This is a genomic window from Hymenobacter sp. M1-2 (genome assembly GCF_057808495.1).
In genome coordinates, this window is the sequence record NZ_JBTYZO010000007.1 from 1 (window position 1) to 25174 (window position 25174).

At 59.9% G+C, this 25174-nt stretch carries 24 protein-coding genes; 12 read left to right on the forward strand and 12 right to left on the reverse strand.

Annotated features, from left to right (window positions below; translation table 11 throughout):
- Positions 1–2820, forward strand: a 2820-nt coding sequence (locus ACYSMN_RS08290; RefSeq protein WP_488923394.1) for an RICIN domain-containing protein, incomplete at its 5' end; no start/stop codon positions are given.
- A gap of 296 nt (positions 2821–3116) precedes the next feature.
- On the opposite strand, the gene ACYSMN_RS08295 is transcribed toward ACYSMN_RS08290, so the two are convergent.
- The 3 genes from ACYSMN_RS08295 to ACYSMN_RS08305 all read right to left on the reverse strand — a co-directional run bounded on the left by ACYSMN_RS08295 (position 3117) and on the right by ACYSMN_RS08305 (position 4840).
- Positions 3117–3479, reverse strand: coding sequence for a hypothetical protein (locus ACYSMN_RS08295; RefSeq protein ID WP_488923395.1), 363 nt, complete (start codon positions 3477–3479; stop codon positions 3117–3119).
- A 432-nt stretch (positions 3480–3911) separates the two neighbouring features.
- Positions 3912–4253 (reverse strand): hypothetical protein, encoded by a 342-nt coding sequence (locus ACYSMN_RS08300; protein WP_488923396.1) that lies wholly within the window; start codon positions 4251–4253, stop codon positions 3912–3914.
- A gap of 245 nt (positions 4254–4498) precedes the next feature.
- Positions 4499–4840: a hypothetical protein gene (locus ACYSMN_RS08305; protein ID WP_488923397.1), complete on the reverse strand. Its 342-nt coding sequence runs from the start codon at positions 4838–4840 to the stop codon at positions 4499–4501.
- A gap of 417 nt (positions 4841–5257) precedes the next feature.
- Between ACYSMN_RS08305 and ACYSMN_RS08310 the strand changes: the two genes are divergently transcribed.
- The 3 genes from ACYSMN_RS08310 to ACYSMN_RS08320 all read left to right on the forward strand — a co-directional run bounded on the left by ACYSMN_RS08310 (position 5258) and on the right by ACYSMN_RS08320 (position 9410).
- A complete protein-coding gene (locus tag ACYSMN_RS08310; protein WP_488923398.1) occupies positions 5258–8263 on the forward strand; it encodes a TIM-barrel domain-containing protein in 3006 nt (1001 codons plus the stop codon).
- 122 nt (positions 8264–8385) lie between these two features.
- Positions 8386–8670: a hypothetical protein gene (locus tag ACYSMN_RS08315; RefSeq protein ID WP_488923399.1), complete on the forward strand. Its 285-nt coding sequence runs from the start codon at positions 8386–8388 to the stop codon at positions 8668–8670.
- A gap of 38 nt (positions 8671–8708) precedes the next feature.
- The gene (locus ACYSMN_RS08320; protein ID WP_488923400.1) at positions 8709–9410 is read left to right on the forward strand and encodes a bestrophin family protein; all 702 of its coding nucleotides are present in this window, start codon (positions 8709–8711) and stop codon (positions 9408–9410) included.
- 25 nt (positions 9411–9435) lie between these two features.
- Here the strand turns inward: ACYSMN_RS08320 and ACYSMN_RS08325 are convergent, their stop codons facing one another.
- From ACYSMN_RS08325 to ACYSMN_RS08335, 3 genes are all read right to left on the reverse strand, one after another.
- Entirely contained in the window at positions 9436–9996 is a 561-nt protein-coding gene (locus tag ACYSMN_RS08325) for a YceI family protein (protein ID WP_488923401.1), read from the reverse strand.
- 145 nt (positions 9997–10141) lie between these two features.
- On the reverse strand, positions 10142–10660 hold the full coding sequence (locus ACYSMN_RS08330; protein WP_488923402.1) for a hypothetical protein: 519 nt from the start codon (positions 10658–10660) through the stop codon (positions 10142–10144).
- A 316-nt stretch (positions 10661–10976) separates the two neighbouring features.
- Positions 10977–12155 carry a helix-turn-helix domain-containing protein gene (locus ACYSMN_RS08335; RefSeq protein ID WP_488923403.1) on the reverse strand — a complete coding sequence of 393 codons (1179 nt, stop codon included), beginning with the start codon at positions 12153–12155 and terminating at the stop codon, positions 10977–10979.
- Between the two features lie 308 nt (positions 12156–12463).
- Between ACYSMN_RS08335 and ACYSMN_RS08340 the strand changes: the two genes are divergently transcribed.
- The 4 genes from ACYSMN_RS08340 to ACYSMN_RS08355 all read left to right on the forward strand — a co-directional run bounded on the left by ACYSMN_RS08340 (position 12464) and on the right by ACYSMN_RS08355 (position 16342).
- Positions 12464–12853: a DUF983 domain-containing protein gene (locus tag ACYSMN_RS08340; RefSeq protein ID WP_488923404.1), complete on the forward strand. Its 390-nt coding sequence runs from the start codon at positions 12464–12466 to the stop codon at positions 12851–12853.
- Between the two features lie 78 nt (positions 12854–12931).
- A complete protein-coding gene (locus tag ACYSMN_RS08345) occupies positions 12932–14386 on the forward strand; it encodes an alpha-amylase family glycosyl hydrolase (RefSeq protein WP_488923405.1) in 1455 nt (484 codons plus the stop codon).
- A 10-nt stretch (positions 14387–14396) separates the two neighbouring features.
- Positions 14397–14873, forward strand: coding sequence for a DinB family protein (locus ACYSMN_RS08350; RefSeq protein WP_488923406.1), 477 nt, complete (start codon positions 14397–14399; stop codon positions 14871–14873).
- 122 nt (positions 14874–14995) lie between these two features.
- Positions 14996–16342 carry an alpha-amylase family glycosyl hydrolase gene (locus ACYSMN_RS08355; protein ID WP_488923407.1) on the forward strand — a complete coding sequence of 449 codons (1347 nt, stop codon included), beginning with the start codon at positions 14996–14998 and terminating at the stop codon, positions 16340–16342.
- Positions 16343–16449: 107 nt separating this feature from the next.
- Here ACYSMN_RS08355 and ACYSMN_RS08360 read toward each other — a convergent pair whose 3' ends face one another.
- The 3 genes from ACYSMN_RS08360 to ACYSMN_RS08370 all read right to left on the reverse strand — a co-directional run bounded on the left by ACYSMN_RS08360 (position 16450) and on the right by ACYSMN_RS08370 (position 20112).
- Complete coding sequence (locus ACYSMN_RS08360; protein WP_488923408.1) at positions 16450–18039, reverse strand: N-acyl-D-amino-acid deacylase family protein; 1590 nt, start codon at positions 18037–18039, stop codon at positions 16450–16452.
- A gap of 478 nt (positions 18040–18517) precedes the next feature.
- Positions 18518–19330, reverse strand: coding sequence for a class D beta-lactamase (gene blaOXA, locus ACYSMN_RS08365; protein ID WP_488923409.1), 813 nt, complete (start codon positions 19328–19330; stop codon positions 18518–18520).
- 86 nt (positions 19331–19416) lie between these two features.
- Positions 19417–20112, reverse strand: a complete 696-nt coding sequence (locus tag ACYSMN_RS08370) for a YdeI/OmpD-associated family protein (protein WP_488923410.1) — start codon at positions 20110–20112, stop codon at positions 19417–19419.
- Between the two features lie 43 nt (positions 20113–20155).
- Between ACYSMN_RS08370 and ACYSMN_RS08375 the strand changes: the two genes are divergently transcribed.
- The 3 genes from ACYSMN_RS08375 (at position 20156) to ACYSMN_RS08385 (ending at position 22208) form a co-directional block, all read left to right on the forward strand.
- Positions 20156–21112: an aldo/keto reductase gene (locus tag ACYSMN_RS08375; protein ID WP_488923411.1), complete on the forward strand. Its 957-nt coding sequence runs from the start codon at positions 20156–20158 to the stop codon at positions 21110–21112.
- Positions 21113–21205: 93 nt separating this feature from the next.
- The gene (locus tag ACYSMN_RS08380) at positions 21206–21775 is read left to right on the forward strand and encodes a Crp/Fnr family transcriptional regulator (RefSeq protein WP_488923412.1); all 570 of its coding nucleotides are present in this window, start codon (positions 21206–21208) and stop codon (positions 21773–21775) included.
- Between the two features lie 85 nt (positions 21776–21860).
- Entirely contained in the window at positions 21861–22208 is a 348-nt protein-coding gene (locus ACYSMN_RS08385) for a YciI family protein (protein ID WP_488923413.1), read from the forward strand.
- A gap of 87 nt (positions 22209–22295) precedes the next feature.
- Here ACYSMN_RS08385 and ACYSMN_RS08390 read toward each other — a convergent pair whose 3' ends face one another.
- The 3 genes from ACYSMN_RS08390 to ACYSMN_RS08400 all read right to left on the reverse strand — a co-directional run bounded on the left by ACYSMN_RS08390 (position 22296) and on the right by ACYSMN_RS08400 (position 24346).
- Positions 22296–22760, reverse strand: coding sequence for a nuclear transport factor 2 family protein (locus ACYSMN_RS08390; protein WP_488923414.1), 465 nt, complete (start codon positions 22758–22760; stop codon positions 22296–22298).
- Positions 22761–22935: 175 nt separating this feature from the next.
- The gene (locus tag ACYSMN_RS08395; RefSeq protein WP_488923415.1) at positions 22936–23691 is read right to left on the reverse strand and encodes an SDR family oxidoreductase; all 756 of its coding nucleotides are present in this window, start codon (positions 23689–23691) and stop codon (positions 22936–22938) included.
- Positions 23692–23767: 76 nt separating this feature from the next.
- The gene (locus ACYSMN_RS08400) at positions 23768–24346 is read right to left on the reverse strand and encodes a TetR/AcrR family transcriptional regulator (protein ID WP_488923416.1); all 579 of its coding nucleotides are present in this window, start codon (positions 24344–24346) and stop codon (positions 23768–23770) included.
- 314 nt (positions 24347–24660) lie between these two features.
- On the opposite strand from ACYSMN_RS08400, the gene ACYSMN_RS08405 reads away from it, so the two are divergent.
- Complete coding sequence (locus ACYSMN_RS08405; protein WP_488923417.1) at positions 24661–25152, forward strand: GNAT family N-acetyltransferase; 492 nt, start codon at positions 24661–24663, stop codon at positions 25150–25152.
- Positions 25153–25174: the final 22 nt, after the last annotated feature.

The following is a 25174-nucleotide window of genomic DNA, read 5'->3' on the forward strand; positions in this document are numbered from 1 at the left end:
ATCTACAGCCACGAAACGGGCCCCAACAGCCTCACGCTGCTCGACTCCGACCTACGGGGCACGGGCGCGGCCAGCACCCGGGCGGCCATCATTGATGAAACCGGCACTTACGCGCGCAACGTAACCACCAGCGGCTACGCTCTAGCCCTGGACCGGGTGCATTTCTGGCCCGCCAACCCCGATCTGTCCGTCGGCTTAATTAAAGAATATGCCTATCCCGGCCGCTACGATGCCTTGTTTGCTACGCCCAGCAAGTCCATTGGCCTGCCGATTAAGGATGTGCCGACCGTGCCCTGGGACGCGCCCAACACGTGGGCCAATGTAGTGAGTTACGGGGCCGACGCCAGCGGGCAGCAGGACGCCACGGCCGCCATTCAGGCCGCCATCAACTCCGGCGCCACCACCGTGTACTTCCCGAGCGGCGGCTTCTTCCGCATTGATGGTACGGTCGAACTGAGAGGCAATCTGCGCCGCCTCATGGGCAACGACGCCGTTGTTTATGGGGTAGGCCGGTTGAAGCTGGTGGAAGGTAGCGCCGCCGATGCGTCGGTGGTGATGATCGAACGCCTGCACAAAATCATCAACGGGGCCTACGCCCAGCCCACGATCGAGCACGCGTCGAATGCGCGCACGCTAGCTCTGACTTCTACCAACGACTTCAAGGTGCTCGGTAACGGGCGCGGCGACTTGTTCCTCACCGATTTCGTCGGGCAACTCTACCCCAACACGGCCGGACAGAATATCTGGGCCCGCCAGTTCAACACCGAGTACTACACCGTGCCTAATCGCGGCGCCAATCTGTGGATCTTGGGCATGAAGGGCGAGGGAGCCATGACGTTGATTCACACTTACCCAGGCGGTAAAACCGAAGCCTTCTGCCCCACGCCCTACCCCTCGACGGACAAGCCTACGGTGCCCATGTTCATCAACGACAACGCCGACGTGAGTTTGATTGGACTCAACGAAATCAACCACAATGGCAAACCCTACGATGTATGGGTGCGCGAAATCCGCAACGGCCAAACGCGCGACCTGACGCGCGGCGATGTTTTGTCCCGTACCACTTCGCCGCGGCCCAACTTCGACAACATCGCTTACTACAGCAGCGACACGAAAACAGTGAGTGAATCGGGCACGGGCACCGGTCTGCTGGGCGAGTACTTCACCGACAATACTTTTGCCGACCGCAAAATCAGCCGTACTGATCGGCAGGTGAATTTTATATGGGGCGAAGCATCGCCTGGTACTGGTATCAGTGGTGGCACCTTCGCCGCCCGCTGGACCGGCCAAGTGCAGCCGCGCTATTCCGGCACTTACACTTTCGGGACTGCCGTCGATGGCGGTATGCGGTTGTGGGTGAATGGGCGGCAGATCATCGATCAGTGGGCGCAGCGCGGATTGCAGTGGCACGCCGGGCAAATCACCCTGACGGCGGGCCAGAAGTACGACATCAAAGTAGAGTACTTCCGCGGCTGCTGCAACGGCTACGCCCAATTGTATTGGTCTAGCGAGCAGCAGCAACAGGAAGTTATTCCGGTGACTCAGCTTTACCCTCCCGGCACGACCAACACGACGCCACCCGTCGTTGGCACTGCGCCGCTGGCGGATGGCGTGTACACGCTCACGGCCGGTTGCGCGCCGGGCACCCGCCTAGACGTGAGCGGTGCCAACACCGCCGACGGCACGAACGTGCGAATCTGGACCGACAACGGCAATAGTGCCCAACAGTGGAACGTGCAGCGCCAGTCCGATGGCAGCTACCGCTTGACTTCCCTGCTGGACCCGACCAAGGTACTGGACGTGAATGGTATCAGCACGACCAGCGGGGCCAACGTGCACATTTGGTCGTGGCTGAGCCAAGCCAACCAGCGCTGGCTCATCACCGATGCGGGCAACGGCTACTTCGAGCTGGCCCCCCAGCACGCCCCCGGCCAGCGCCTGGACGTGAGCGGCGCCGGCACCACGGCGGGTACCAACGTGCAGATCTGGGAGAGTAACGGCAATGCTGCGCAACGCTGGCGCTTCACGCCGGTGGCGCCCGTCGCCGACGGCGTGTATACCCTGGAACCGAAGTGCGCCTCGGGGCTGCGCCTGGACGTGGCCGGCGCCTACACCGCTGACGGCACGAACGTGGCTACCTGGTACGAAAACGGCAACAACGCGCAAAAATGGAACGTGCAGCGCCAGGCCGATGGCTCCTACCGCCTCATCTCCCTGCTCGACCCCAACAAAGTGCTGGACGTGAATGGCTCGGGCACCGCCAATGGCACGAATGTGCAGCTTTATACTTCGAACACCAGCAACGCGCAAAAGTGGACCATCACTGATGCGGGCAACGGATATTTCGAATTGGAGCCGAAGTGCGCGCCGGGTCAGCGCCTGGACGTGAGCGGCTCCAGCAGCTCGGCCGGTGCGAATGTGCACCTGTGGCAGAGCTACCACAACGATGCGCAAAAGTGGCGCTTTGTGCCCGTCAACACGGGGACGGCGGCGCGCGGCACCAATGGAGCCGCCGCGGCTAGCCAAACGGCCGCGGCCCAGCAGCCCAGTGCCGCAGCCTTGGCCCGGCCGACGGCGGTGTATCCCAATCCGCTGCCAGGCGGCGTGGCGACGCTTCGCTATGAGTTGACAGCGGAGCAGCCGGTTGGCTGGGCCCTCTACGACCTACAAGGCCGCGCCGTGAAGGTGTCGCCCTACGCCAAACAGCCCGTCGGCGTGCACGAGCAAGCCCTCGACTTCAGCAAGTTTGCTGCGGGCCAGTACATCTTGCACCTCACCATGGGCACCAAAACCTCTCTCATCAAGCTGAGCCTGCGCTAACGGCCGACGGCGCCGTTGGGGCGTATGTGCGCGCTTGCTCGTAGCTCAGCGGCTAGATAGCGCCACTACGTTAGAGTGTTCATGAACCTAAACAACCAGGACTCCATCGACCTCTCCTAAGGAAATCTTAGGAGAGGTCGATGGAGTCCTGGTTGTTTAATAGGCGTGCTAGTACCAGCCATTTACTCAGTCAAGCGGGGTTTGGCAATTCCAGCAAGCAGCCGGCAAACCAGCTGCTTGCTTCCTAGCCGATATCCTACTGGAGCTTCTTTTACCAAGAAAGCCGCTAGCGTTGGCTACTGCTGTTGCTCCTTGGCATGTTGGAGGCTGCGGGCGGCGTCGCTGAGGGCTTTGGCTAGCTCATCGAGAGAGTCGATGAAGCGGGGGTTGGCGTTGTCGACAATGCTGTTGATGTGCTCGGCGAGGGTTTGGAGTGTGCTGCTGATGGGGTCCGGGTCGTTGCCGCTGAGGTAGCCTTTGAGCTGTACCAGGTCGGCGGCGATAGTGGCGTGGGCCGTCTCGCCGGAAGCGCGCAACGTTTGAATCCAGCCGTCGATATTCTTGGTGGCGAGGTCGAGAGCTTGTGTTAGGTCGCCGCTGCGGAAGATGCGGAGGGAAGCTTCGAGTTGGTCGGCGCTGGCGGAATGTGAAACAGACATAGAAAACGGAATTGAGTGGAAAAGGAAAGCCTTATTTACTGCATCCTCCGGGCAAGGGTTGGCGGCAGTTCTAGATATACCTAAACCGCACGGATCAGCTACTGGCAAGTAGTTGAGCCAGATAGTACTTTCCATTCACCGGTAAATCATCCAGAAACAAAGTGTGAAAAGCCTGCAAAATGGGCCAAAGGAAGCGTGAAGCCGCTGTGTTGGGTCGGTTCAGCACTAAGAGTGTCATTCCGAGCGGAGCGAGGAATCTGGGTTGTTCTTGAGTGGGTGCCTCAGATTCCTCGCTCCGCTCGGAATAACACTCGTACTGCCAAGTGAAAACGGCTGTAAGTCCCTTATTCGTGGAACACTTGCTTGCTCCACGAAAGCAAAAAGGCTGCTCCAATGATTGGAGCAGCCTTTTCAGTTGTGAGCTTGCGGTTGTTAGCCTTTCAGCGAAGTAGCCGCGGAGCTTAGCGTTTGGCCTAGTTGCTGGAGCTTGGCGCTGGCGTCGGGCGTGGCACTTTCGGCGGCTTTGGTGGTGTGCTGGCCCAAGGTCTGCAACGACTGGCTGATTTGGGAACCGTCGCCGCTACCAATGGCGCTTTTCAGGTTTTCCAGCTCGGAAGCAATGGCGCTCAGCGCGGGGCTACCGGCCCCGTTCAGGGTGGAAATCCAGCCGTCGATGTTGCCGGCGGCGGCAGGAGCGGCGGCGGTTAGGCCACCACCGAGGGCTTGCAGGGTGGCATCGAGTTGGCTGGAGGATTGGGAGGTGGAGGAATCCATAGGGGTAGAAGTGTTGGTTGGAAAGAAATTGAACCCTCTTCTTACTCAACCATTCCGCGAAAGTTGAGGCTCAACTAGTCAAACAACTAGCCCCAAAACATATCGGCGCTCGGCTTGTACCTCAGCTATCCCGCTCAACTCAACTGTAATGCAGTCATAAAAAAGCCAGCATCGTTCCGTGGGAGCTGACGCCGGCCGAAATCTTATACACACCAAAATCTTAGTGAAAATTTAATAGTCCTCTGTTACGATACCTTCAGGTTGCCGGCGGCAACAACGAGTGCCTGACCCAGGTGCCGCAGATGGTCGCCGGTGCTGTCGTGCAGGTCGCGGGCCACGAGGGACGTTTCTTGGCCGATGTGCTGCAAGGAAGCCGCAATGGAAGCGCGGTCGTTGTTTTGGATGTGGCTGCGCAGGGTGCGTAGTTCGCCCTGGATGCCGTTGAGGGCCGAGCCGCCGATGCCATCGAGGGCTTCAATCCAGTTGTCGATGGCCGTGAGCCCGGCACCAACTGGGTTTTGGCCGGGGTTTTCGAGGGCTTTGTAGATGCCTTGAACGGTTTGTTCGAGTCGGTCGGCGTGGTTCATGGCCGGGGAGTTTTAGGGAGTGAAATGATACTGGCGATACGCAAGAGCCCCGCCGTACGTTCTGCCGCCTACTTCAACTACGGCTGTTGCAGCATGGCTCAAGAGCGTAGCCAGCTCAGCGACGTAGTAGCGTGCAAACCTGTTTCGCGCTAATACGTCGCCAGCGAGTTTCTACGTGGTGGCGCAAATGGCGCGGTACTGCTTACTAGCTTCGCTCGTGCGCGGAACAGATTGCCGCGCTACTATGCCACACGCTCTAGTGAGACCCAGGAGGCGAAAGTTCTTTCCGGGAGCAAGGAGCCGGTTTCTTGTAAGTCAGCAGCAAGCGGAACCGTACAGCACTTGGTTCGACGATCAGAAAAAGACGTCAGACCGGAGCGGGCGTGTATCTTGGGCCTTTAAACCTTGCTATTGCCCATGCCCGCCCCTGTTCGCCGCGCTCTGCCTCTACTGTCGCTGTTGCTTCTTGCCCTATCTACGCCCAGTTTAGGCCAGCGCGAAGCCGATGGGCCACCTACTACCGATCCATTTCGCCGACCCGAAGCCGCACCGGTGGCCATCGGCAACTATAAGTCGCATCGGTACGAGAATGGCATTCTGAGCATCCGCAGCACCGATGGTGGCACATTACGCGTGCGACCCTGGGCGGCGGGTATAGTGCGGGTAGAATACTTCCCAGCCGGTACGCCAGTGCGGGATATAGCCTCGATAAGTGTAGTGCAGGCACCCGACCTCACGAAAAGCAACCTTAGCAAAGCGCCTCATAACCGGGGCAATGAGCTGGATTGGCAGTATTCGCCTAGCGACGGCACCGTCACCGTTATCATCCAGAAAACCCCTTTGCGGGTAAGCTACCGACGAGGCAGCGAAACGCTACTATCTGAAGTGGGCGGGGCGTTTCAGCGGCGTTCCAACGAAACTAGCAGGCCGGGCGGCACGGGCGTTTCTTTTCAGCTGCAACCCGATGAGCACCTCTACGGCACCGGCTCCCGGGCCCTGCCGGTGGACCGCCGCGGCCGGCGCCTCACGCTCTACAATGAGGCGCACTACTCCTACCAGAATGGCGAGCCGACGCTCAACGTAAGTCTGCCCACCGTGATGAGCAGCCGCGGCTACATGCTGTTTTTCGACCACATGGCGGCCGGCTACCTCGACCTTGGCGCGAGCCGCAAAAATGTGCTCGAATACGGCAACGAAGGCGTTTCTAGCCTGGGCTACTTCCTGATTACGGGCGGGTCTTACGCCGAAATCCTGAGCCGTTATACCGCTCTCACCGGCCGGCAGCCGCTGCCCCCGCGCTGGGGCATGGGCCTCATCCAAAGCCGTTTCGGCTATAAGTCGGATCTGGAAATGGAGCAGGTAGCGGCCCGGATGCGGCGCGAAGGATTTCCGTTGGATGCGCTGGTGCTCGATTTGTACTGGTTCGGGGGCACCAAGCGGCAGGGCGACTTGGATTGGGACTACGAGAAGTTCAAGCAGCCCGTGCGCATGATGCGGCGGCTGGACTCAGTGGGCGTGAAAACCATCCTCATCTCGGAGCCCTACGTGATGCGCACCTCCCGCAACGACGCCACCGTGCGCAACCAGGGCCTCGTAGGCACCCACGCCGACGGCTCGCCCTACACCGTGGAATCGTTCTGGGCCGGGCCAGCCACCATCTTGGACATGTACAAGCCCGAAACCCGGTCTTGGCTTTGGAGCTACTACCGGCAGCGCAAGGCCGAAGGAGCCGGCGGCTGGTGGAGCGACCTGGGCGAGCCCGAAAACCACCCCGCCGACATGCACCACTTGCCCGGCACAACCCGGCAGGTCCATAATGGCTTGGGCCAAGCGTGGGCGGGCATTTTGCAGGAGAATTACAGCAAAGAATTCCCGGAAGAGCGGCTGTTCAACTTGTCGCGCTCGGGCTGGGCAGGCATGCAGCGCAACAGCGTGTTTCCGTGGTCGGGCGACATCAACCGCTCGTGGTCGGGCTTTCAGGCGCAGGTGCCCATTATGCTGGGTATGGGCATGGGCGGCGTGGGCTACATGCACTCCGATGCCGGGGGGTTCTGCGTGGGGCCCGTGGATGCGGAGCTGTACACGCGCTGGCTGCAAATGGCCAGCCTCTGCCCCATTCTGCGGCCCCACGGCGAAGGCGTGCCGCCCGAACCCTATTGGTACCCGGAGCCCTACAAGAGCATCGTGCGGCGCTACACTCACCTGCGCTACGAGCTGCTGCCCTACCTCTACTCGCTGGCCTGGGAAAACAATCAGACCGGCACTCCGCTGGCTCGGCCCATGAACTTCGGCACCACGTATTTGCAGCCGGAGGCCGTGGAAACTGGCTCCGCTACTGCTCCACTCACAGCCGTCGGAAACCAAGAACTCGCCGCCCCTGAAGCCGCGCCCTCCAGCACCAGCACCGACTGGAACTGGAATACGGCCGCTGCTACGGCCTGGGGCGGGGAGCGACTGATGGCACGGCAGCAGCAAGAGTTCAAGGCCCAAAACACCTCGGCCCTCACCAACGTCAACGACCAGTACCTGCTAGGTCCCAGCCTGCTGGTGGCTCCTGTGCTGCAACCCGGCCAGCGCCGCCGCAACGTGGTACTGCCGGCCGGCTCCTGGGTAGATTTTGAGTCGCACCAGACCTACGCCGGCTCCCAGATCGTGGGCCTGCCTGCGCCGCTGGCTCGCCTCCCGCTGCTGGTACGCGCCGGAGCTTTCCTGCCGATGGCACCCTACGTACCGAGCACCACGCGCTACAAAACCGACAGCCTGCGTGTACGCTACTACGCCGACCCCGCCGCCGGCCGCACCAGCTTCACCCTCTACGACGACAACGGCAAATCGGCCTCGGCGCTACGGACCGGCGCTTATGAACTGCTGGCCTTCAGTGGTACCACCACGTCAACTCAGGCTGATATTAAGGTTGTGCCCAGCGGCCAAGGCTACGAAGGCGCGCCCGCCCGGCGTAGCGTGGAACTGCTGATTCCGCGCGTAGCCACCGCTCCAACCTCGGTACTGCTCAACAACGCGGCCCTATCCACCACCGAGTGGCAATACGATGCCGCCGCTGGCACCGTGCGGCTGCGTTTCCCGCTGGAGCGGCAACCCGTTAGTATTTCAGTCCGCGGCCTACGCCTGAACACCACGCCCACCGCCGCGCCCACCGAAGCCCTCACGCTGGAAGCGCCCGACAACCGCACGTTCTCCGACCGCACCGAGCTGCGCTACACGCTGCACCGCGCCGGCCAACCCGGCCCGCTCCGCATCTTCGACGCCGCGGGCCGGCTGGTACGTACTCTAACTCCCGCCACGGAAGCCGGCTCTCACACCCTCGTCTGGAGCGCCGACGACGCGCAAGGCCGTCCGGTGGCTAACGGCGTCTACTGGGCCGAGTTGGTCGGGCAACGCCAACGGCTGGTGCTGGTGCGTTGACTCTGGTGAAAGAGTAGCGCGAAAATCCGTTTCGCGTTACTATCGTGCTAAGAGCAAGCGAGTCTGTTAATGTGGTACTAGCTTACGGCTAACTGACGACTTCACCTGTTTGATTCTCTCCGATGTACACACGTAAGAGCTTCCCCGTTCGGGTCATTTTGTTCTTCAGCTGGCGCAAGCTGGTGCAGTACACGCTGCTGGCCACTTTGGTATTAGCGCTGTATAAAGGTTTGGGCTGGACGTTCATATCCGTTCCGTTTCTGCCGGTGGCTACTATTGGTACGGCGGTGGCGTTTTACGTGGGCTTCAAAAACAACTCTTCCTACGAACGACTCTGGGAAGCCCGCCGCATCTGGGGCTCCATCACCAATGCCAGCCGGAGTTGGCCGTACTCGTCAATTCCGTAGTGGGACACACGCAAACTGCCCATGCTGATGCAGCTACTTTGGACCATATTAAAGCAGTGCGGCGGCAGCTTATTTTGCGGCAAGTAGCGTGGGCCAATGCGCTGCGCTTGCAACTGCGGCGCACCGTGTTGTGGCAAGACGAAGAGCGAGCCCTGCACGTGGAGCTGGTACAACAGCAGCCCGGCCGCGAAGCCGAAAAGATGCGCAATACGCTGCGTCCGTTTCTAACGGCGGAAGAACTCAACCGACTAAACTGCGGCGCTAGCAACGTAGCCAACGCCCTGCTCCTTGGGCAATCGTTGCAGCTAACCGAGCTGAAGCGCCACGAGTTGCTCGATGGCTTTGAGCACTATCAGTTAGAAGGTCTCATGACGGAATGCTTCAGCCAGCAGGGCGCCGCCGAGCGAATCAAGAGCTTCCCTTTCCCGCGTCAGTACGCTTATTTCAGCACCATCTTCGTCGATACGTTTACGTGGCTGCTGCCCTTCGCGCTGGTGGGCGAGCTGGCCAAATTCAATGAGTACGCCGTCTGGCTCACGGTGCCTTTCAATGTGCTCGTCTGCTGGGTGTTTTTTTCCATGGAATCCATCGGCGATGCCAGCGAGAATCCCTTCGAAAACGGCATCAATGACGTTCCCATGACGGCTATCTGCCGCAACATCGAAATCGACTTAAGAGAAATGCTCGGTGATACGGAGCTACCGGCCCGCGTGCAGGCCGTGGATGGCGTGCTGCTATAATACAGCACTATCAGCCGCCGCTTAGTTATTTCGCGGGGGCGGCTACGACGTCGAAGTCCAGCTTGAATTCGTCGCGGATGGCGTAGGAGCCCAGGTTTTGGAAGAAGCGGGTGGAGTTGTGGTTCACGCCAAACTGCGTACGGTCGATGGTGGCGGTACCTTTGGCGCGGAGGCTGCCATTGGGCTGGGGCGTGAGCGTGAGCGGAAACTCCAGGGGCTTGCTGATGCCTTTGATGGTGACCTGACCACGGGCAACGCCCTGCCGCACCTCATCCAGCACGAAAACGGCCGTGGGATAAGCCGCGACATCAAAGAAATCGGCGCCGCGCAGGTGCTCCGCCAGCTGGGCCTGCTCCTGCTGAATGGTGCGCATATCCAGCTCGAAACGACCATTGCGCAGGGTGCGGCCATCGTAGTCGAAGCTGCCGCGGCGCAGTTGCACCGTGCCGCTCGGGGCGTAGGAGCCAACTTCGGCGTAACCGGTCCAGGCAATCTGGCTGGCGGCGGGGTTCACCTGATAGGTGGTGGCAGGCTGAGAAGCAGCTAGCGAAACGAAAAGCAGCAAGGAAATGAGTAGCGTTTTCATGGTAAGTCGAAGTGTAGCACGGACTTCAGTCCGTAGCTTGGAATGTTGAAAATGATAGAGAGTGGTAGCTCGGATTTCAGGCCGCAGCTCGCACTCGAAAAAAGACATTCTGCCAGGGGGCTGCGGGCTGAAGCCCACGTCACACTTAGCGGACGATGGCTTCGGTTTCAATCAGGCCCATGCCTTTGTAGAGCTTGCCAGCTTTGTCCTTGGCGAGGATGTACCAAAGAGCATCGCCGCCGTAGAGGCGCTGGGCGCTGTCGGCGTAGCGGTAGTTCTTGGCGAAAGTGTAGACGCGGCCGGCCCGCAGCTTGCCGCCGGGGCAGTTGAAAAACTCAGCAAATTCGGCGGGCGTCTCGCGGATATTGGCCTGCCAGCCGGCCTCACTATACCAAATGAAACTGCCGCATTCCACCACCTCCAACTCCCCCACCTCCGACCGAACCATGGTGCTGTGTCTCCACACGTAAGCGCCGGGCTTATCGGGGTTGGGCTCGGGATAAACGGGATTGGGATTGTGCCAGAGCGTGAGGCCCACCGGCACCTGGCGCAGCTTATCGGGCAGGGCGCGGGTGTGGTCGGTCCAGGCGGGGGTGGGGGCAGTTTGGGCGAGTAGCGGCGGGGCAGCGGCGGCTAGGGCCAGCAGAAGCAGCAAAGTTTTCATGAGTCATTGGGGGTTGAAGAATGACCCAAAGGTGGCGGCCTACATAGCCGGAAACGCCCCGAATCCGGCATCGGGACGCCCCAAATCATGATGTGGGACTAGTTTGCGGCTACCTGCAAATACCAGAGCTACAACTAGCTCCCCTCCTTTTTCAAGGAGGGGTGGCCGCAGGCCGGGGTGGTAAAGTCGTTGAACGATATCTAGCTCTAGCTTCTTTAGTTCTAGCTGAACCACCCCGGCCTGCGGCCACCCCTCCTTGAAAGAAGGAGGGGAGTTAGTGCTAGTTTCTAGCTCTCGCTTCTCATGTCCCATTGTCTCAGGTCTTATACTCTCGGGGGGCGACGCCGGTGAACTGCTTGAAGATGCGGTTGAAGGTGGTTTTGGAGTTGAAGCCGCTTTCGAAGGCCAGGCCGAGCAGCGTGAGCCGCTGGGCATCCGGGGTGGCAAGGCGACGCTGTACTTCGGCCACGCGGTAGCCGTTCACGAGGTCGTTGAAAGACTGCCCAAAACCATTGTTGACGGTGAACGAGATGAGCCGCGGCGCCAGTCCCGTGTGCGTCGACAGCTCCGCCAGCGTGAGCGTAGGATTGAGATACAGCCGCTCCTCTTCCAGCGCGTGCCGGATGCGGGCCACTACCGCCGCATCAACCGGCACCGGCGCGGATGCACCGGGCGCGGCCTCGGTGGTTGCCGGCAGCGCGGACGTAGGCTCGACAGGCTCCAACCTAACCGACACGGACGCGGCTTCGGCTTCCGTGGTTTCCTCCGGCGCGAACCGAACGGCTTGCATATCGGCTTGGCGCAAGCCCACTACGCCCACCAGAAACACTACCACGCCCAGCAGCTCAGTGGAGTAGTCGTATTGATAGTAGCGGCCGTAGAACTCGCGCAACACCAGCTCCAGCAGCCATTGCGCGCTCACCACAGCCACGAGTATCAATAAAGTGCGCAGCCAAACCAAGCGCAGCTGCGACACTTCCGAGAAATTCTCCACCAACCAACGCCGGTAATGGCGTAGCAGCCGCAAGCTCAGGAGCAGGTAGGCCGTCAGCGAAACCCAGGTCCCAATGAATTCGACGCGGTAGGTGTAAGGCCGGTGAATGGTTTCCCAGAACGTGTTGCGCACCTCGTAGGGCTGAAACCGCAGCCACCAGTACAGCCCGGCTTGCACCAGCACCGGCCCGAAATGCCACAGGTGGCGGGCCTGAAACTGGAAATCGTGGTTGACGAGGCTGCGCACGTAGAAGTACAGCAGCGGCCCGAAGGCGAAGGAGTAATAAATCGGAGTGAAATACCAGTCAGGGTCCTGCCCATAGATGTTGGCCAACCGGAAAAATCCGTCGAGCATCCACAGAGCAATAGCCAGCATGAGCAGGGCCAAAAACCGATTGGGCAGGCGGTTCTGACGGGCCATCCACAGCAGCCCCGCCGCGAAAACGGCCTGCGCCACCACGGCCAGCAACCCCACCACCAACGGCGTAAACGGTATTTGCATAAATAATTCCGGGTGAAAAGTCAGCCAAAATACCACCTGGCAGCAGACTTAGCCAGCAAAGTCGGCGTGTCTGCCAGACTCAGAACTCAACAAGTCTTCTGAATTGCGCACACGAAACGGCCAGACAGGAAGCCGAGCCTCTAGGAACTCGTTTTCAAGCAGCTACCATCTGGCCTTGTAGTAGCCGGAAGAATGGCCCTGCTCTACCAGGCTGGAAATAGCGCTGCTACGCAGCAAGACTTCCGCTAGACAAACGCATCTTTGTGGCCTGCCGTAGTAGTAGTGTACCCTCGTTTTCGAAGCGTCTCATGCCACAAACAGATTCTTCGGTGCTGGCCGCGCTGGCTCAGCGCTGCCCCCGTTGCCACCAAGGACCCTTGTTCAATCATTCCGCTCTCAATCTCACCAAGTTTGCGGAGATGCCGGAGCATTGTCCCGTGTGCGGCCAAGCCTATGAGCCCGAGCCGGGCTTTTATTGGGGTGCCATGTATATCAGCTTTGCCTTTTCTACGGGTATTATGCTGATTGTAGGCTTCGCTGTGTACTTCCTCCTCAACGACCCCGATACGTGGGTTTACATCGTGGCCGTGGCGGTGGTGGCGCTGCTGCTCACGCCGCTCAGCCTGCGCTACTCCCGCACCCTGATGCTGTACTGGTTCGGCGGCGTGCGCTACGACCCAAGCCGAGCAACCCGCTAGCCCAGAACTAGCTTCTAGCTCTAGCCCATCTCATCTGGCTTGCCGGCCATGCCGCGCAAAATTTGGTATGTTGAGTGCATGTTTCGAGCTGCCCGCCTCCTGCCCTTCTGCTTGCTGAGCCTGTTGGCCGCTTGCCAGTCCGGCTCTTCCTCCACGTCCGATACTCCCGCCACCACTTGCGCCCCGGCCGCGCCGGCGGCCTATACCATCCGCCATCCGCAGTGGGCCGATTCGGCTAGCATCTACGAAGTAAACATTCGGCAGTACACGCCGGAGGGCACTTTCCGGGCTTTCGAGAAGCATCTGCCGCGCTTGCAGCAAATGGGCGTGGGCGTGCTGTGGCTGATGCCGGTGCAGCCCATCGGCCAGGAGAAGCGCAAGGGTAAGCTCGGCAGCCAGTACTCCATCCGCGACTACCGGGCCGTAAACCCAGAGTTCGGGACGCTCGACGACTTGCGCCACCTCAACCAGGAAGCCCACAAACGCGGCATGCACGTGATTCTGGATTGGGTAGCCAACCATACCAGCTGGGACAGCAAGCTCGTGCAGCAACACCCAGACTGGTTCACCCGCGACGCTGCCGGCCAGTTTGTGCCGCCCGTAGCCGATTGGCAGGATGTCATCGACCTGGACTACTCCAAGCCCGAGCTGCGCCGCTACATGCAGGAAAGCATGGTCTACTGGCTGCGGGAAGCTGATTTCGACGGGTTTCGCTGCGACGTGGCCGGCTTGGTGCCCACCGATTTCTGGAACGATACGCGGCCGGAATTAGAGAAGATAAAGCCAGTGTTTATGCTGGCCGAGTGGGACGAACTGCACGACCCGCCCTTCCTGAAGAAAGGCGAATTCAACCCCAACACCGGCCTGCTAGAAAAAGCTTTCGACGCCACCTACGCGCTCCGCCTGCGCTACCTGCTCGACAGCATCAGCCGCGGCCAGCAGCCCACCGCCGCCATCGATAACTACCTACGGGTGGAGCGGGCTAGGTACCCGGCCAGTGCCTACCTCATGTATTTCACCAGCAGCCACGACATCAACAGCTGGGACGGCACCGAGTACGAGCGCCTGGGCCCCGATGCTCAGCCCCAGGCCGTGCTGACGGCCCTGCTGCCCGGCATCCCGATGGTGTACAGCGGCCAAGAAGCCGCCCTCAAAAAGCGCCTCCGCTTCTTCGACAAAGACACCATTCCGTGGAACGGCTACCCGCTCCAGGACTTCTACACGCGGCTGCTCCAACTCAAGAAACGCCACCCGGCCCTGCGCAACGGCGACCCGTGCAGCCAGTTCACGCGGCTGCCCTCGCCGACTGGTACGTATGCTTTCCAACGCCAAAAGGGGGAGGCGGCCGTGTTCACATTCGTGAATCTGACCAACCAGTCACAGACCGTAGAACTGCCCACTACAACGGCTAAGGGCCGTTTTCGGGATTTATTTTCCGATGCAACCGTGGCGTTGGAGCCGCAGCAGAAGCTGTCCGTGCCAGCGCATGGCTGGCGGGTGCTGGAAAAGCCATCTGCGCAACCCGCTCTCTAACTCCCTCGGCATGACCGACGCCCGAATACAATACGCCCTCGTGCAAAGTGCCCGCGCCGAGCTGCTCGACTATTGCGCCACACTCGACTCAGCGCACTTCACAGCGCCGCTAACGGCCTTTAACGACAGCAGCATCCGAGACTTACTCGTGCATATGGCTGGCTGCTATCGATACTGGCTCAGCACAGTAGCCCAAAGTCGGCCGCGTAGAACTGTTGACCCTGCCACCGTGCCCGATGTAGCCGCGCTCCGTCAGGTGTTTGCCGCGGCTGATGCCACCGTAGCCGAGTTTATCCAGCAGTTTGATTCTGCGTGGCTAACGCCTCAGTTCTTTGCGGCTTCTCATCAGGCAGAGCCGTTGCAGCTCACGCCCCTAGTGCTTTTCACACACGTCATCACGCACGAGTTTCACCACAAAGGCCAGGTTCTGACCATGAGCCGGCACCTGGGCTACCTGCCGCCCGATACAGACGTCATTCGAACTTGAGCGTGGTGCTTTTTCGGAGGTAAATGAGTGGGTTGAGGTCAGGCTTGGGCACAACCTGCGCCGTTGGCAGCCGTTTGGCTATAGACTTCTACTTCTTTTTCGTCACCGCTGCTTTTCCGCCCGTGTCTAATTTCGCCGCGCACCCCGATGCTCATTTATTCCAGGTTCGCCACCCGGAATGGGCTGCTTCTGCCACTATCTACGAAGTAAACTTGCGTCAATACACGCCGGAAGGCACGTTCCGGGCGTTTGAGGCGCACTTGCCGCGGCTGGCAGCTATGGGTGTGAGCATCGTGTGGCTGATGCCGATTCATCCTATCGGGGAAGTCAACCGCAAGGGCAGTTTGGGCAGCCAGTACGCCGTGCGCGACTATTTCGGGGTGAATCCAGAGTTCGGCTCGCTCGACGACTTGCGCCACCTCGTGCAAGCCGCCCACCAGCTAGGCCTGCGGGTGCTGCTCGACTGGGTGGCCAACCACACCAGCTGGGACAACCCGCTGGTACACGAGCACCCCGACTGGTACCAGCACGACGCGCAGGGCCAACTCGTACCGCCCGTGCCCGACTGGACCGACGTTGTAGCCTTCGACTACACGCACCAAGAGCTGCGCCGCTACATGACCGACGCCCTGCTCTATTGGGTGCGCGAAACCGACATCGACGGTTACCGCTGCGACGTAGCCGGCCTCGTGCCCACCGATTTCTGGGATGAGGCTCGCCGGGAGCTGGACGCCTTGAAGCCGGTATTCATGCTGGCTGAGTGGGATGAGTTGTACCCTTCCGGCGGGCTCACGTTCGAGAACTTCAACGGCAATACCCGGCTGCTGGAACAAGCTTTCAACATGAGCTTCGGGCTGCGCTTGCACTATCTGCTCGACCATATTGCCGAAGGAAAAGCCCCGCTCAGCGACATCACCGTGTACCTGGCGGCCGAGCGGGCGAAGTACCCGCCCACGGTATATCTGATGCACTTCACCAGCAACCACGACGTAAACAGCTGGGATGGCACCGAGTACGAGCGCCTGGGCCCGCTGGCCTTGCCCTTCGCGGTGCTTACGGTACTGCTGCCTGGCATGCCGCTGGTGTACACCGGCCAGGAAGCCGCCCTCAACAAGCGCCTAGCCTTCTTCGACCATGACCCAGTGAACTGGCAGGACTTCCCGCTGCAAGATTTCTACGCGCGGCTGCTCCAGCTCAAGCGGCGCCACCCCGCCCTGCGCAACGGCGACCCCAGCAGCCGCTTTCAGCCGCTGCCCAGCTCCCTGGACCTATATGCTTTCCTGCGCCACCAGGAAGCTGCCGCCGTCCTCACCGTCATCAACACCTCCCCCACTCCGCAGCTGCTCCCGCTGCCCCCGGAAACCGCCGGCTCCTGGACTGATGTATTCGGCGACACGCCCATCACGATCCGTGAAGACGATAAATTACCCGTACCGGCCCACGGTTGGCGGGTGCTGGAAAAACAGTAGTGCGGCAATCCGTTCCGCGCACGAGCAAAGCGAATAGCTGGCTCCGCGCCGTTTGGGCCAACGCACAGGGACTTGCCAATGAATCGTGCGCAGAATGGATTGCCGCACTATTGCTTGCCAGGGCCGTAGAGTACTTGGCCGCTGCGGGCGCCGGTGTGGCGGCCGTCGCGCACGGTGAGGCGGCCATTGACGAGCACGTATTGCATGCCGACGGAATACTGGTGGGGCTGCTCGAAGGTGGAGCGGTCCTGCACGGTGGCGGGGTTGAACACGACGATGTCGGCGGCGAGGCCGGGGCGGAGTAGGCCCCGGTCGGTGAGGCCGAAGGTGTTGGCGGGCAGGCTGGTCATGCGGCGGATGGCTTCTTCGAGGGTAAGCAGGCGCAACTCGCGCACGTAGCGGCCCAGCACGCGGGCATTGGAGCCGTAGCCGCGCGGGTGCGGCACGCCTTCCTGCCACACCCGGATGCTGGCGTCGGAAGCCACCATGTTTTGCGGGTAGCGCATGATGCTCTGCACATCGGTTTCGCTCATGCCGTGAAACACCATGCCGGCGTCGTGCTGCAATACCAGGTCCAGCACGGTGCCAGCTTCGGCGCGGGCCGTATGGGGCCGGCCGCGGCGGCGGTTTATTTCCTCGATGCTGAGGCCGTTGTAGCTGTTGTCGGGCGGGAAGCTGGCTACTACGGCGTAGCTGAAGTGCTTTAGCTTGCGGTGGTGCAGGCGGTGCACCAGGCTGGTTTCCACGGCGCGTCGTTGGGTGGGGCGGGCCAAGCGGGCCCGTAGCGAATCGCGGCCGTCGGCCTGCACGTCGTCGGGCAGTAGGGTGCTCAGGGAAGTGGAGCTGGCCGTGTACGGGTACTGGTCGATGGTGACTTCTTGGCCGACGCGGCGGGCCGTTTCCAGCCGTTCGAGCAGGCCAGCGGTGCGGCCCCAGTTCTGCGGCCCACTGAGTTTGAGGTGGGAAATCTGGACGGGCAGCGCGGCTTCGCGGCCCACGCGCAAGGCTTCTTCCAGAGCAAAAGCCACACTGTCGCCTTCGTTGCGCATGTGGGTGGCGTAGAGGCCGCCGTGCCGGGCCGCGACACGGGCCAGCCGCACCAGTTCCGGCGTGCGGGCGTAGGTGCCAGGCACGTAAATCAGCCCCGACGAAAGCCCGACGGCGCCGGCTTGCATAGCGCTGTCGACCAAGGCTTCCATGCGCTGTAATTCCGCCTCCGAAGGCATCCGCCGCGCCCGGCCCAACACGGCCTTGCGCACGTTGCCATGCCCAATGAGCGAGGCCACGTTCACCGAAATCCGGGCGCTGTCGATGACCTGAAAATAGCGCCGCAAATCGAGGCGCGAGGAACCGCAGTTGCCAGTAATGACGGTTGTTACGCCGTCGTAGATGAAATTATCGGCCGTGGGTTGGCGTAGCTCGTCGTCTTCGATGTGCGTGTGGATGTCGATGAAGCCGGGAGCCACCGCCAAACCGCGCGCGTCGAGCACGGTTTCGGCGGGGTAGTTGGCGGGCAACCGGCCGACGGCCACGATGCGGCCTGCACGCACCGCCACGTCGCCCTGGGTCCAGGCGTTGCCGGTCCCATCGTAGAGGTGGCCGTTACGAATGAGGATGTCGGCCCGCGGCGTCTGGGCCCGCGCTACTTGCCCCAGCCACAACCCCCACATCATCAAAATGAACCACGTAGCGCGCATACAAAGAAAGAACTAAGGTCCACCCGAAAGATAAGGATGCGTCAGGATCTACACCCATTAGCTTCGGAGCTAGCAAGATGCCCACCATCCATACGCTCAATTAACCATGCGGCAAGTAAAAGCGAAATTCTGCCGGGTAAGTTATCAAAGCAAGGTCCGACCGTTTAGCGGGCCTATGAAGCTATTTAAGTTAGCTAACCAACTCTTGTTGACCGTCATGCTTCGACAAACTCAGCATGATGGTCTGAAACTAACTTAAACAGCGTCTAAGGCTTTGAGTGGTCTTCTGCCACCTGTTTCGTCACGTTGTGGACTATTTTCAAGAGCAATAAAAATAGTCCACAGAATCGCAGTAAGAAGCTGTAGACTATTCTTACAACTTGTGAAAATAGTCTACAACAATGTGTCTGCTTCCTATGCAACCTTGATGGCCACTATCGTCCACAAAATCCGTGAAATCCGCTAAAATCCGTGTCAATTAGTGATCAGTGATGCCCAGCTCCGCCAAAATCTTCTCGGTAATAGCTCGGCGGCCGCTCACAAACTTATCGTCGGCGGGCTGGCCGGGTTGCGGCTCGGCGTTGAGGGCGAAAAAGTACACGTGGCCATCAGCTTGCTGCACCCAGCCAACAAACCAGCCGTTATTGTGCAGAGGGTCTTGGTAAGTCCAGCCGGATTTGCCGTGCAGCTGGTAAGTGGCCGTTTTCTTGAGCAACAGCAGGTGCTTCGTAATCTGTTGATTTTGCACCGATACCGGCAGTTTGTCGGCGTACAGGCGGCGCAGGAAATCAATTTGTTGGAACTGCGTGATGCGCGAATTGCCGGTCAGCCAGAAGGTATCAACAGTAGCCTCGGTCACGACCATCTTCCCAAACTTGAGCCTGGGCAGCCACTCATTGTAGCGTTTGGCCCCCACTCCGCGCGCCACTTGTTGGTAGCACGGCACGCAGGACACGCGCAGGGCATTGGCCAACGTTAGGTCCTGGTTCCACTGTGGAAAGCGACGCGGCACCCCGTCCCACTTCATCACCTGGCTGGTGTCGCGGATGACGCCGGTTTCGAGGCCGATGAGGGTGTTAGGAATCTTGAAGGTGGATGCCGGCAGAAAGCCTTGGCGGCAGCGCTTGGCATCGTAGGCGGTGTAGCGGTTGGCCTGGGCATCGAAGAGCAAAAACGAGCCGCGCAGACCATACGCGTCGAAGTGCTTTTTGAAGTCGCGCTCCGTAACGGACTGGGTGAAAGCAGCAGTGTGCGTGAGCAAGCCGGCGAGCAGCAGGAAGAGAAGACGCATGGCAAAACGTAAGTGGTATGCAAAGCTAAAGCGAGTTTGTAGTGGGCGCCAACTTTCCTGGCTCAGTTGAGCCCGCCCCTCGCTTTTTACTCCTTCACGTATTGATTGGGCTTCTGATTCTGCGCCGCCAGCTCCACCGTTTGCGCAATACGTTTCTGCCGGGTTTCCGGGCGCTTGGCATCGGCCACGTACTGCAAAATCTGCTTCCGCGCCGACTTGCTGAACGCCGCGAAATTCTCTTGCGCCACAGTGTTGGTGGCTAGGGCTTCTTCTAAATCGGTGGGCATTTCCAGCGCGTCGCTGGAGTTAAGGATGTTCCAGCTACCATCTTGCTGAGCGGCTTCGATTTTGGCGCGGCCGGCGGGCATGAGCAAACCGGCCGCATCGAGCTGGGCTACCCGCTGCTTGTTGAGCGCCGACCATACGCTGCCCTTTTTACGGGGCGAAAACAGCAGCTTGTAGCGGGCCGCGTCGAGCTTGCGCGGGAGCGAGTCTATCCAGCCGAAGCACAGGGCTTCTTCCACCGCATCGGCGTAGGTCATTTGGCGCTGGCCGCTTTCTTTTTTGTAAAGAATGAGCCAGATGCCTTCCGGCTGGGTATGGTGCGCCGCCAGCCAGGCCCGCCACGCCGGGCGGCTTGGGGCGTCTAGGTCTTCGAGGGTATCGAGCTTGTTGGCCATGCCGTAAAGTAGCACCTTGCCGTGCCCGCCGCAACTATTGCCCACTCCCCCGGTTTCTGTGCCGGCTTCACCTAGCCCAGCCAACCCAAAGCGACGCGCCAAAAAATCCATCCCTGTTACCTGTCACTTGTCACCCCCTCACAACATGCAAACTCGTGAACTAGGCCGCTCCGGCCTGCACATCGCGCCGCTCGTACTCGGCGGCAACGTTTTCGGCTGGACCGCCGACGAAGCCACGTCCTTCCGCGTGCTCGATGCTTTTCTGGCCAACGGCGGCAACGCCATCGACACGGCCGACGCCTACTCCGTGTGGGTGCCGGGCCACAAGGGCGGCGAGTCGGAAACCGTGATTGGCAAGTGGCTGCAACAGCGCGGCCGCCGCGACGACATCATTCTGGCTACCAAAGTGGGCTGGGAAGTGGATGCTGACCACAAAGGCCTGCGTAAAGATTACATTCTGCGCTCTGTAGAAGGCTCGCTCAAGCGCCTGCGCACCGACTACATCGACCTGTATCAGTCGCACAAAGACGACCCGACGGTGACCGTGACCGAACCGCTCGAAGCGTACGCCCAACTCATCAAAGAAGGCAAGGTGCGCGCCATCGGAGCCTCCAACTTCTCGGCCGCCCGGCTGCGCGAGGCCGTGGAAGCCAGCGAGCAACAGGGCCTGCCCCGCTACGAAACCTTGCAGCCGCTCTACAACCTCTACGCCCGCGCCGAATTCGAGGCGGAGTTGCTGCCGCTGGCGCAGGAAAAACACCTCGGCGTGATTCCCTATTTTGGGCTGGCTTCGGGCTTTCTTACCGGCAAGTACCGCACCGAAGCCGACCTCAGCAAAAGCGTCCGGGGCGGCAGCATCGGCCCGAAGTATCTCAACGAGCGGGGCCTACGCATTCTAGCGGCGCTGGACGCCGTAGTGGACCGCCATGCTCGCGCCACCCCGGCCCAGGTGGCCTTGGCCTGGATTATTGCTCAGCCCGGCCTGACGGCTCCCATTGCCAGTGGTACCAGCCCCGAGCAAATAGAAGAACTACTGAAAGCCATGGAGTTGCAGCTCACAGCCGAAGATTTAGACGGATTAAACACCGCTAGCGCGGAGTAACGCTCGACGGGCCTAGCTACTTTCCAAAACGAGTATCGGCGTAAGCCGATACTCGTTTAGCTTTGTGCCCTACCTGGTCCTGCCTGCAATGCTATGCTGCCTGTTTTGGAAGAGTTTATTCGGGAGCGGGTGCGCGGCGACGAAAGTCAGCTGACGGGTGTACTCGCCTGTTTCAAACCGCTCAAACTAAAGCGCAATCATGTGCTGCTAGAAGCCGGGCAGGTGTGCCGCAATTGCTACTTCGTAGCCAGCGGCGCGGTGCAGGTCTACGCCACTACCTCAGACGGCGCCGAAACCACCCGCGACGTGGTGCTGGAAAACAACTTCGTCACCGACATTTTTGGCTTCATCAACCAGCAGCCCGCCCGCGAGTCGTTTCGGACGGTGGAGCCATCCGGTTTGTTGGCCATCGACCGGGCCAGCTTTCAGCGTTTGCTGGAGTCGGTACCGCAGTTCGAGCAGATATACCGGCAGATTCTGGAGCTGTCCTACGCCAACTCCATCTACCGGCTCAACACCTTCGTGGGCATGGACGCGCTGCAACGGGTGCAGTGGTTGCGCGAGCATCAGCCCCGGTTTTTATTGCGGCTTTCCAACCGGCTGGTGGCTTCTTACTTGGGCATTTCGCCCGAAACCTTGAGCCGCATTAAGGCCCGGCTCTGAAACGTTGACATATATCAAGGCTAGGAAAAAGGGGGCCGCGCACCTTTGTGTCGTTCCTTTTTTTCACTTCTAACAGTCAACTTTTATGAAAGAGTACCTGCTTCTGTTTCGCAACGTGGGCGGCAACGGCCAGTACATTTCCACTCCCCAGGACATGCAGGAAGACATGCCCAAATGGGGCGCCTGGATTAGCGGTATCGCTCAGCAAGGCAAGTTGGTGTCGAGCCAGCCGGTGGAGTACGCGGGCATGGTGGTGAGCAACCACGGCGTAGCAACTGGCCCCTACCTGGAAGCCGGCCAACTGGCCGTGGGCTACCTCATTTGCAAGGCCGAGAGCCTGGAGGAAGCTATTGCGCTGAGTAAAAGCTGCCCGGTGCTGAAGTATCCGCAAGCCAGCGTCGAGGTGCGCGCTCTGGTTCCCTTTGCGGCCTAGCCACGGCGCCAGTTTGGCTACTTAACCCAGAACCCGACCGGGACGAGAGTTCGTCCCGGTCGGGTTCTGGGCTTTTCGCCTTGCCCTTTACTTAAACCATTCGGACTTAACCATTCCCAAGAATTCGGAAAACCCCGTCAGCTTGCCCTTTTCAAACTCAAATACGAAGACGTTGTAGCCGTCGAAGTGGAAACGCTGGCCTACGGTGCCCACAGAATGAAACCGCACAAACACCGCCGCCCCCGCCGCCGCATAGGTAGCCTCAGACATGGTGAGCTGGTCGGGCACCTCTTCCCGTTGCGCTATGAGGGTGGCTAGTTGCTGCCGGGCCGCCGCGCCCGTATGCCGCCCAACGAAGGGATGCGAAAACAGAACAAATTCTTTGCCGATCAACTGTTTGAAAGCTCCGTAGTCGCCGCGGCTTTCGCCGGCCTGCCAAGCCTCAAAAGCGCGCTGGGCCAAGGCCACGTTGGTGGCAGCAGATTGTGCGGCAGCGGCGGTTGCCAAGAGCAGGCAGCAGCCTGCAACAATGGCTTGAAAAACGATAGTCATTGAGGTAGAAAAATCAAAGTCAAGGCAATGCTGATCTGTTAATCATTGCCGACAGTTTACAATTGCTTCGCCACCAAGCCCACAACTCACTTCAGCACCACCTAGGCAATGGAAGCCATTAAAGTATCTGCTCTATGGCTGGCAAGCCAAGCTGTGTACGAATGCCAAAACAGGCTTAAAGCGTGGCCATGCCGCCATCGGCGATAAGCTCGGCACCGAGCACGAAAGAGGAGTCGTCGGAGGCAAAGAACAGGGCGGCTTTAGCAATTTCTTCGGACGTACCAAACCGGCCGACGGGCACCTGCTTGATGATGCTCTCGCCCATTTGCTGGAGCTGATCGGAGGAAATACCTAGCTTATCGGTGCTGTGCAGCGGCGTCACGACCGGGCCCGGGCTGATGGCATTGACTCGAATGGCACGCGGCAGCAACTCGGCCGACAGGTTGCGGGCCAAGGAAATGAGGGCTGCTTTGGTGGCGGCGTAAATGCTGGCCCCCGGCATGCCGATGTGGGCGTTGATGGACGTGTTGAGGATGATGGACCCGCCGTTGTTAATCAGCGGTTCCAGCGCCTGAATGGTGAAGTAGGCACCTCGGAAATTGATGTCCATACTCTCGTCGAAGAGTTCTGGCGTCATCTGCGCCAGCGGAGCAAATTTGGCTATCCCGGCATTGATGAACAGAATGTCGATGCGCTCCACCTGAGCTTTCACTTGCTCGGGCAAGCGGCGCACGTCATCGAGCTTGCTGGTGTCCGAGATAATGCCAGAGGCCCGTTCGCCCAATTCGGCAACGGCCTGGTCGATGGCGGCGGCATTGCGACCCGTGATGACCACGCGTGCTCCTTGGGCTAAAAACTCTTTGGCCGTAGCCAAACCGATGCCGCTGTTACCCCCGGTAATTACGGCGACTTTTCCTTGCAGACGATTCATGTTGTCATGTTTTATAATGTTCGATACAAAACTAATCATCATTTTGTAATGAACGATACAAAAAGGGATAAAAAAATTATAGCCTCTCCATCACCAAAGAAATAGTTGCCTGTAATAGCGCCCTATTTTGATTTGTAGTAGCCGTCACGCGCAAACCCTGGATAACTGTAAACAAGTACGTTGCCACCACTTGGGGGTCCTGATGACTGGCCAATTCGCCAGTGGCCTGCCCCTGCTGAATCAAGGAAGCCAGCATGCCTCGCATGCTTTGCTCGTTGTCGGCTACCAGGCAAGAAATGTCGGCATCCTGGTTGGCCAGCTCGGTGGTGGTATTGACCATGAAACAGCCTTTGCGCTCGGAATCAGTCAGGCTTTCCTCCAGCATGGCTTCTAGCACCTGCTGAATGCTGGCACGCACCGGCTGCTGGCCAGTTGTCAGGCTCTTAAGCCACTGCTGCTGGTCCTGCTGATAATTCTTCAGCGCCCGAATAAATAGGTCCCGTTTGCTGCCGTAGGTATCGTAGAGGCTGGGAGCATTGATGCCCATGGCCGCCACTAAGTCTTGCATGGAAGTAGCAGCGTAGCCCTGTCGCCAGAACACGCGCATGGCTTTTTGCAGGACTTCAGTCTCGTCGAATTTCTTGGGGCGTGCCACAGCTAACTGATTTTGTAGCAAATATTACACTAAACGCGCATCATTTATGCTTTGTTCAGCAAGGTGAAAAATCGTTGGGGAGTCGTCAAAAATCTGTCGCAACCCTTACCTTAAGCAAGTAAGAGGTGAATTCTGCTTGGTAGCTGAGTCCCGTTCAAGCCAGCAACTTCACCCCGCCGAATCCTGTCCTGTTTGCCGAGAATACTTGGGCTCCTCCAACCTGTGAGCTGGCGTTAACTTGCGAGCCGTCCGTTTTTTGAAGCGGCTGGCTTGCCTTGCCCCTGCCATAGCACTACCTATTGCATTTGCCGTCCATGACCATTCGCATTGCCACACCGCTCGACCTGCCCGAACTCTACCGCCTCTGGTGCCAGCTCATGGACCAGCACCAGGCCTACCATCCCGTGTTCGGCTACCATGCCACGGCCGGGTACAAGCTGCAACGGGTGCTACGCGAGCGGTTGGCCGAGCCGCATACCCGCGTGTTCGTGGCCGATGACACCAATGGGCTAGCCGGGCTGCTGCTGGCCACCTACCAAACCGGCTCCAGTGGCATGCACTTTTTCCGGCGCGGCTACATTGCCGAAACCATTGTGGTGGAAAATTATCGGCGGCAAGGTCTAGGCCGGGCCTTGTTCGGACGGGCCCAGGCTTGGCTTATAAGCGAAGGCGCCGACCATCTGGAGCTGCAAGTGGCCGTGCTGAATCCGGTGGCGTTGCGCTTCTGGCAGGCCCTGGGGTTTGCCGTCACGACGCAGCATCTGGTGTTGCCGCTGGCGCCGGTACCAGCCCTCGGCGGCGACTAAATACACGGCGGAGCCTAACTGA

Excerpts from the sequence above, each read along its gene's own strand:
- ACYSMN_RS08305 (WP_488923397.1), bottom strand. The coding sequence starts at position 4,840 with ATGAACCACGCCGACCGACTCGAACAAACCGTTCAAGGCATCTACAAA.
- ACYSMN_RS08390 (WP_488923414.1), bottom strand. The coding sequence starts at position 22,760 with ATGACTATCGTTTTTCAAGCCATTGTTGCAGGCTGCTGCCTGCTCTTG.
- ACYSMN_RS08295 (WP_488923395.1), bottom strand. The coding sequence starts at position 3,479 with ATGTCTGTTTCACATTCCGCCAGCGCCGACCAACTCGAAGCTTCCCTC.
- ACYSMN_RS08350 (WP_488923406.1), top strand. The coding sequence starts at position 14,397 with ATGACCGACGCCCGAATACAATACGCCCTCGTGCAAAGTGCCCGCGCC.
- ACYSMN_RS08300 (WP_488923396.1), bottom strand. The coding sequence starts at position 4,253 with ATGGATTCCTCCACCTCCCAATCCTCCAGCCAACTCGATGCCACCCTG.
- ACYSMN_RS08325 (WP_488923401.1), bottom strand. The coding sequence starts at position 9,996 with ATGAAAACGCTACTCATTTCCTTGCTGCTTTTCGTTTCGCTAGCTGCT.
- ACYSMN_RS08360 (WP_488923408.1), bottom strand. The coding sequence starts at position 18,039 with ATGCGCGCTACGTGGTTCATTTTGATGATGTGGGGGTTGTGGCTGGGG.
- ACYSMN_RS08405 (WP_488923417.1), top strand. The coding sequence starts at position 24,661 with ATGACCATTCGCATTGCCACACCGCTCGACCTGCCCGAACTCTACCGC.
- ACYSMN_RS08380 (WP_488923412.1), top strand. The coding sequence starts at position 21,206 with ATGCTGCCTGTTTTGGAAGAGTTTATTCGGGAGCGGGTGCGCGGCGAC.
- ACYSMN_RS08315 (WP_488923399.1), top strand. The coding sequence starts at position 8,386 with ATGTACACACGTAAGAGCTTCCCCGTTCGGGTCATTTTGTTCTTCAGC.
- blaOXA (WP_488923409.1), bottom strand. The coding sequence starts at position 19,330 with ATGCGTCTTCTCTTCCTGCTGCTCGCCGGCTTGCTCACGCACACTGCT.
- ACYSMN_RS08340 (WP_488923404.1), top strand. The coding sequence starts at position 12,464 with ATGCCACAAACAGATTCTTCGGTGCTGGCCGCGCTGGCTCAGCGCTGC.
- ACYSMN_RS08395 (WP_488923415.1), bottom strand. The coding sequence starts at position 23,691 with ATGAATCGTCTGCAAGGAAAAGTCGCCGTAATTACCGGGGGTAACAGC.
- ACYSMN_RS08375 (WP_488923411.1), top strand. The coding sequence starts at position 20,156 with ATGCAAACTCGTGAACTAGGCCGCTCCGGCCTGCACATCGCGCCGCTC.
- ACYSMN_RS08345 (WP_488923405.1), top strand. The coding sequence starts at position 12,932 with ATGTTTCGAGCTGCCCGCCTCCTGCCCTTCTGCTTGCTGAGCCTGTTG.
- ACYSMN_RS08310 (WP_488923398.1), top strand. The coding sequence starts at position 5,258 with ATGCCCGCCCCTGTTCGCCGCGCTCTGCCTCTACTGTCGCTGTTGCTT.
- ACYSMN_RS08385 (WP_488923413.1), top strand. The coding sequence starts at position 21,861 with ATGAAAGAGTACCTGCTTCTGTTTCGCAACGTGGGCGGCAACGGCCAG.
- ACYSMN_RS08330 (WP_488923402.1), bottom strand. The coding sequence starts at position 10,660 with ATGAAAACTTTGCTGCTTCTGCTGGCCCTAGCCGCCGCTGCCCCGCCG.
- ACYSMN_RS08335 (WP_488923403.1), bottom strand. The coding sequence starts at position 12,155 with ATGCAAATACCGTTTACGCCGTTGGTGGTGGGGTTGCTGGCCGTGGTG.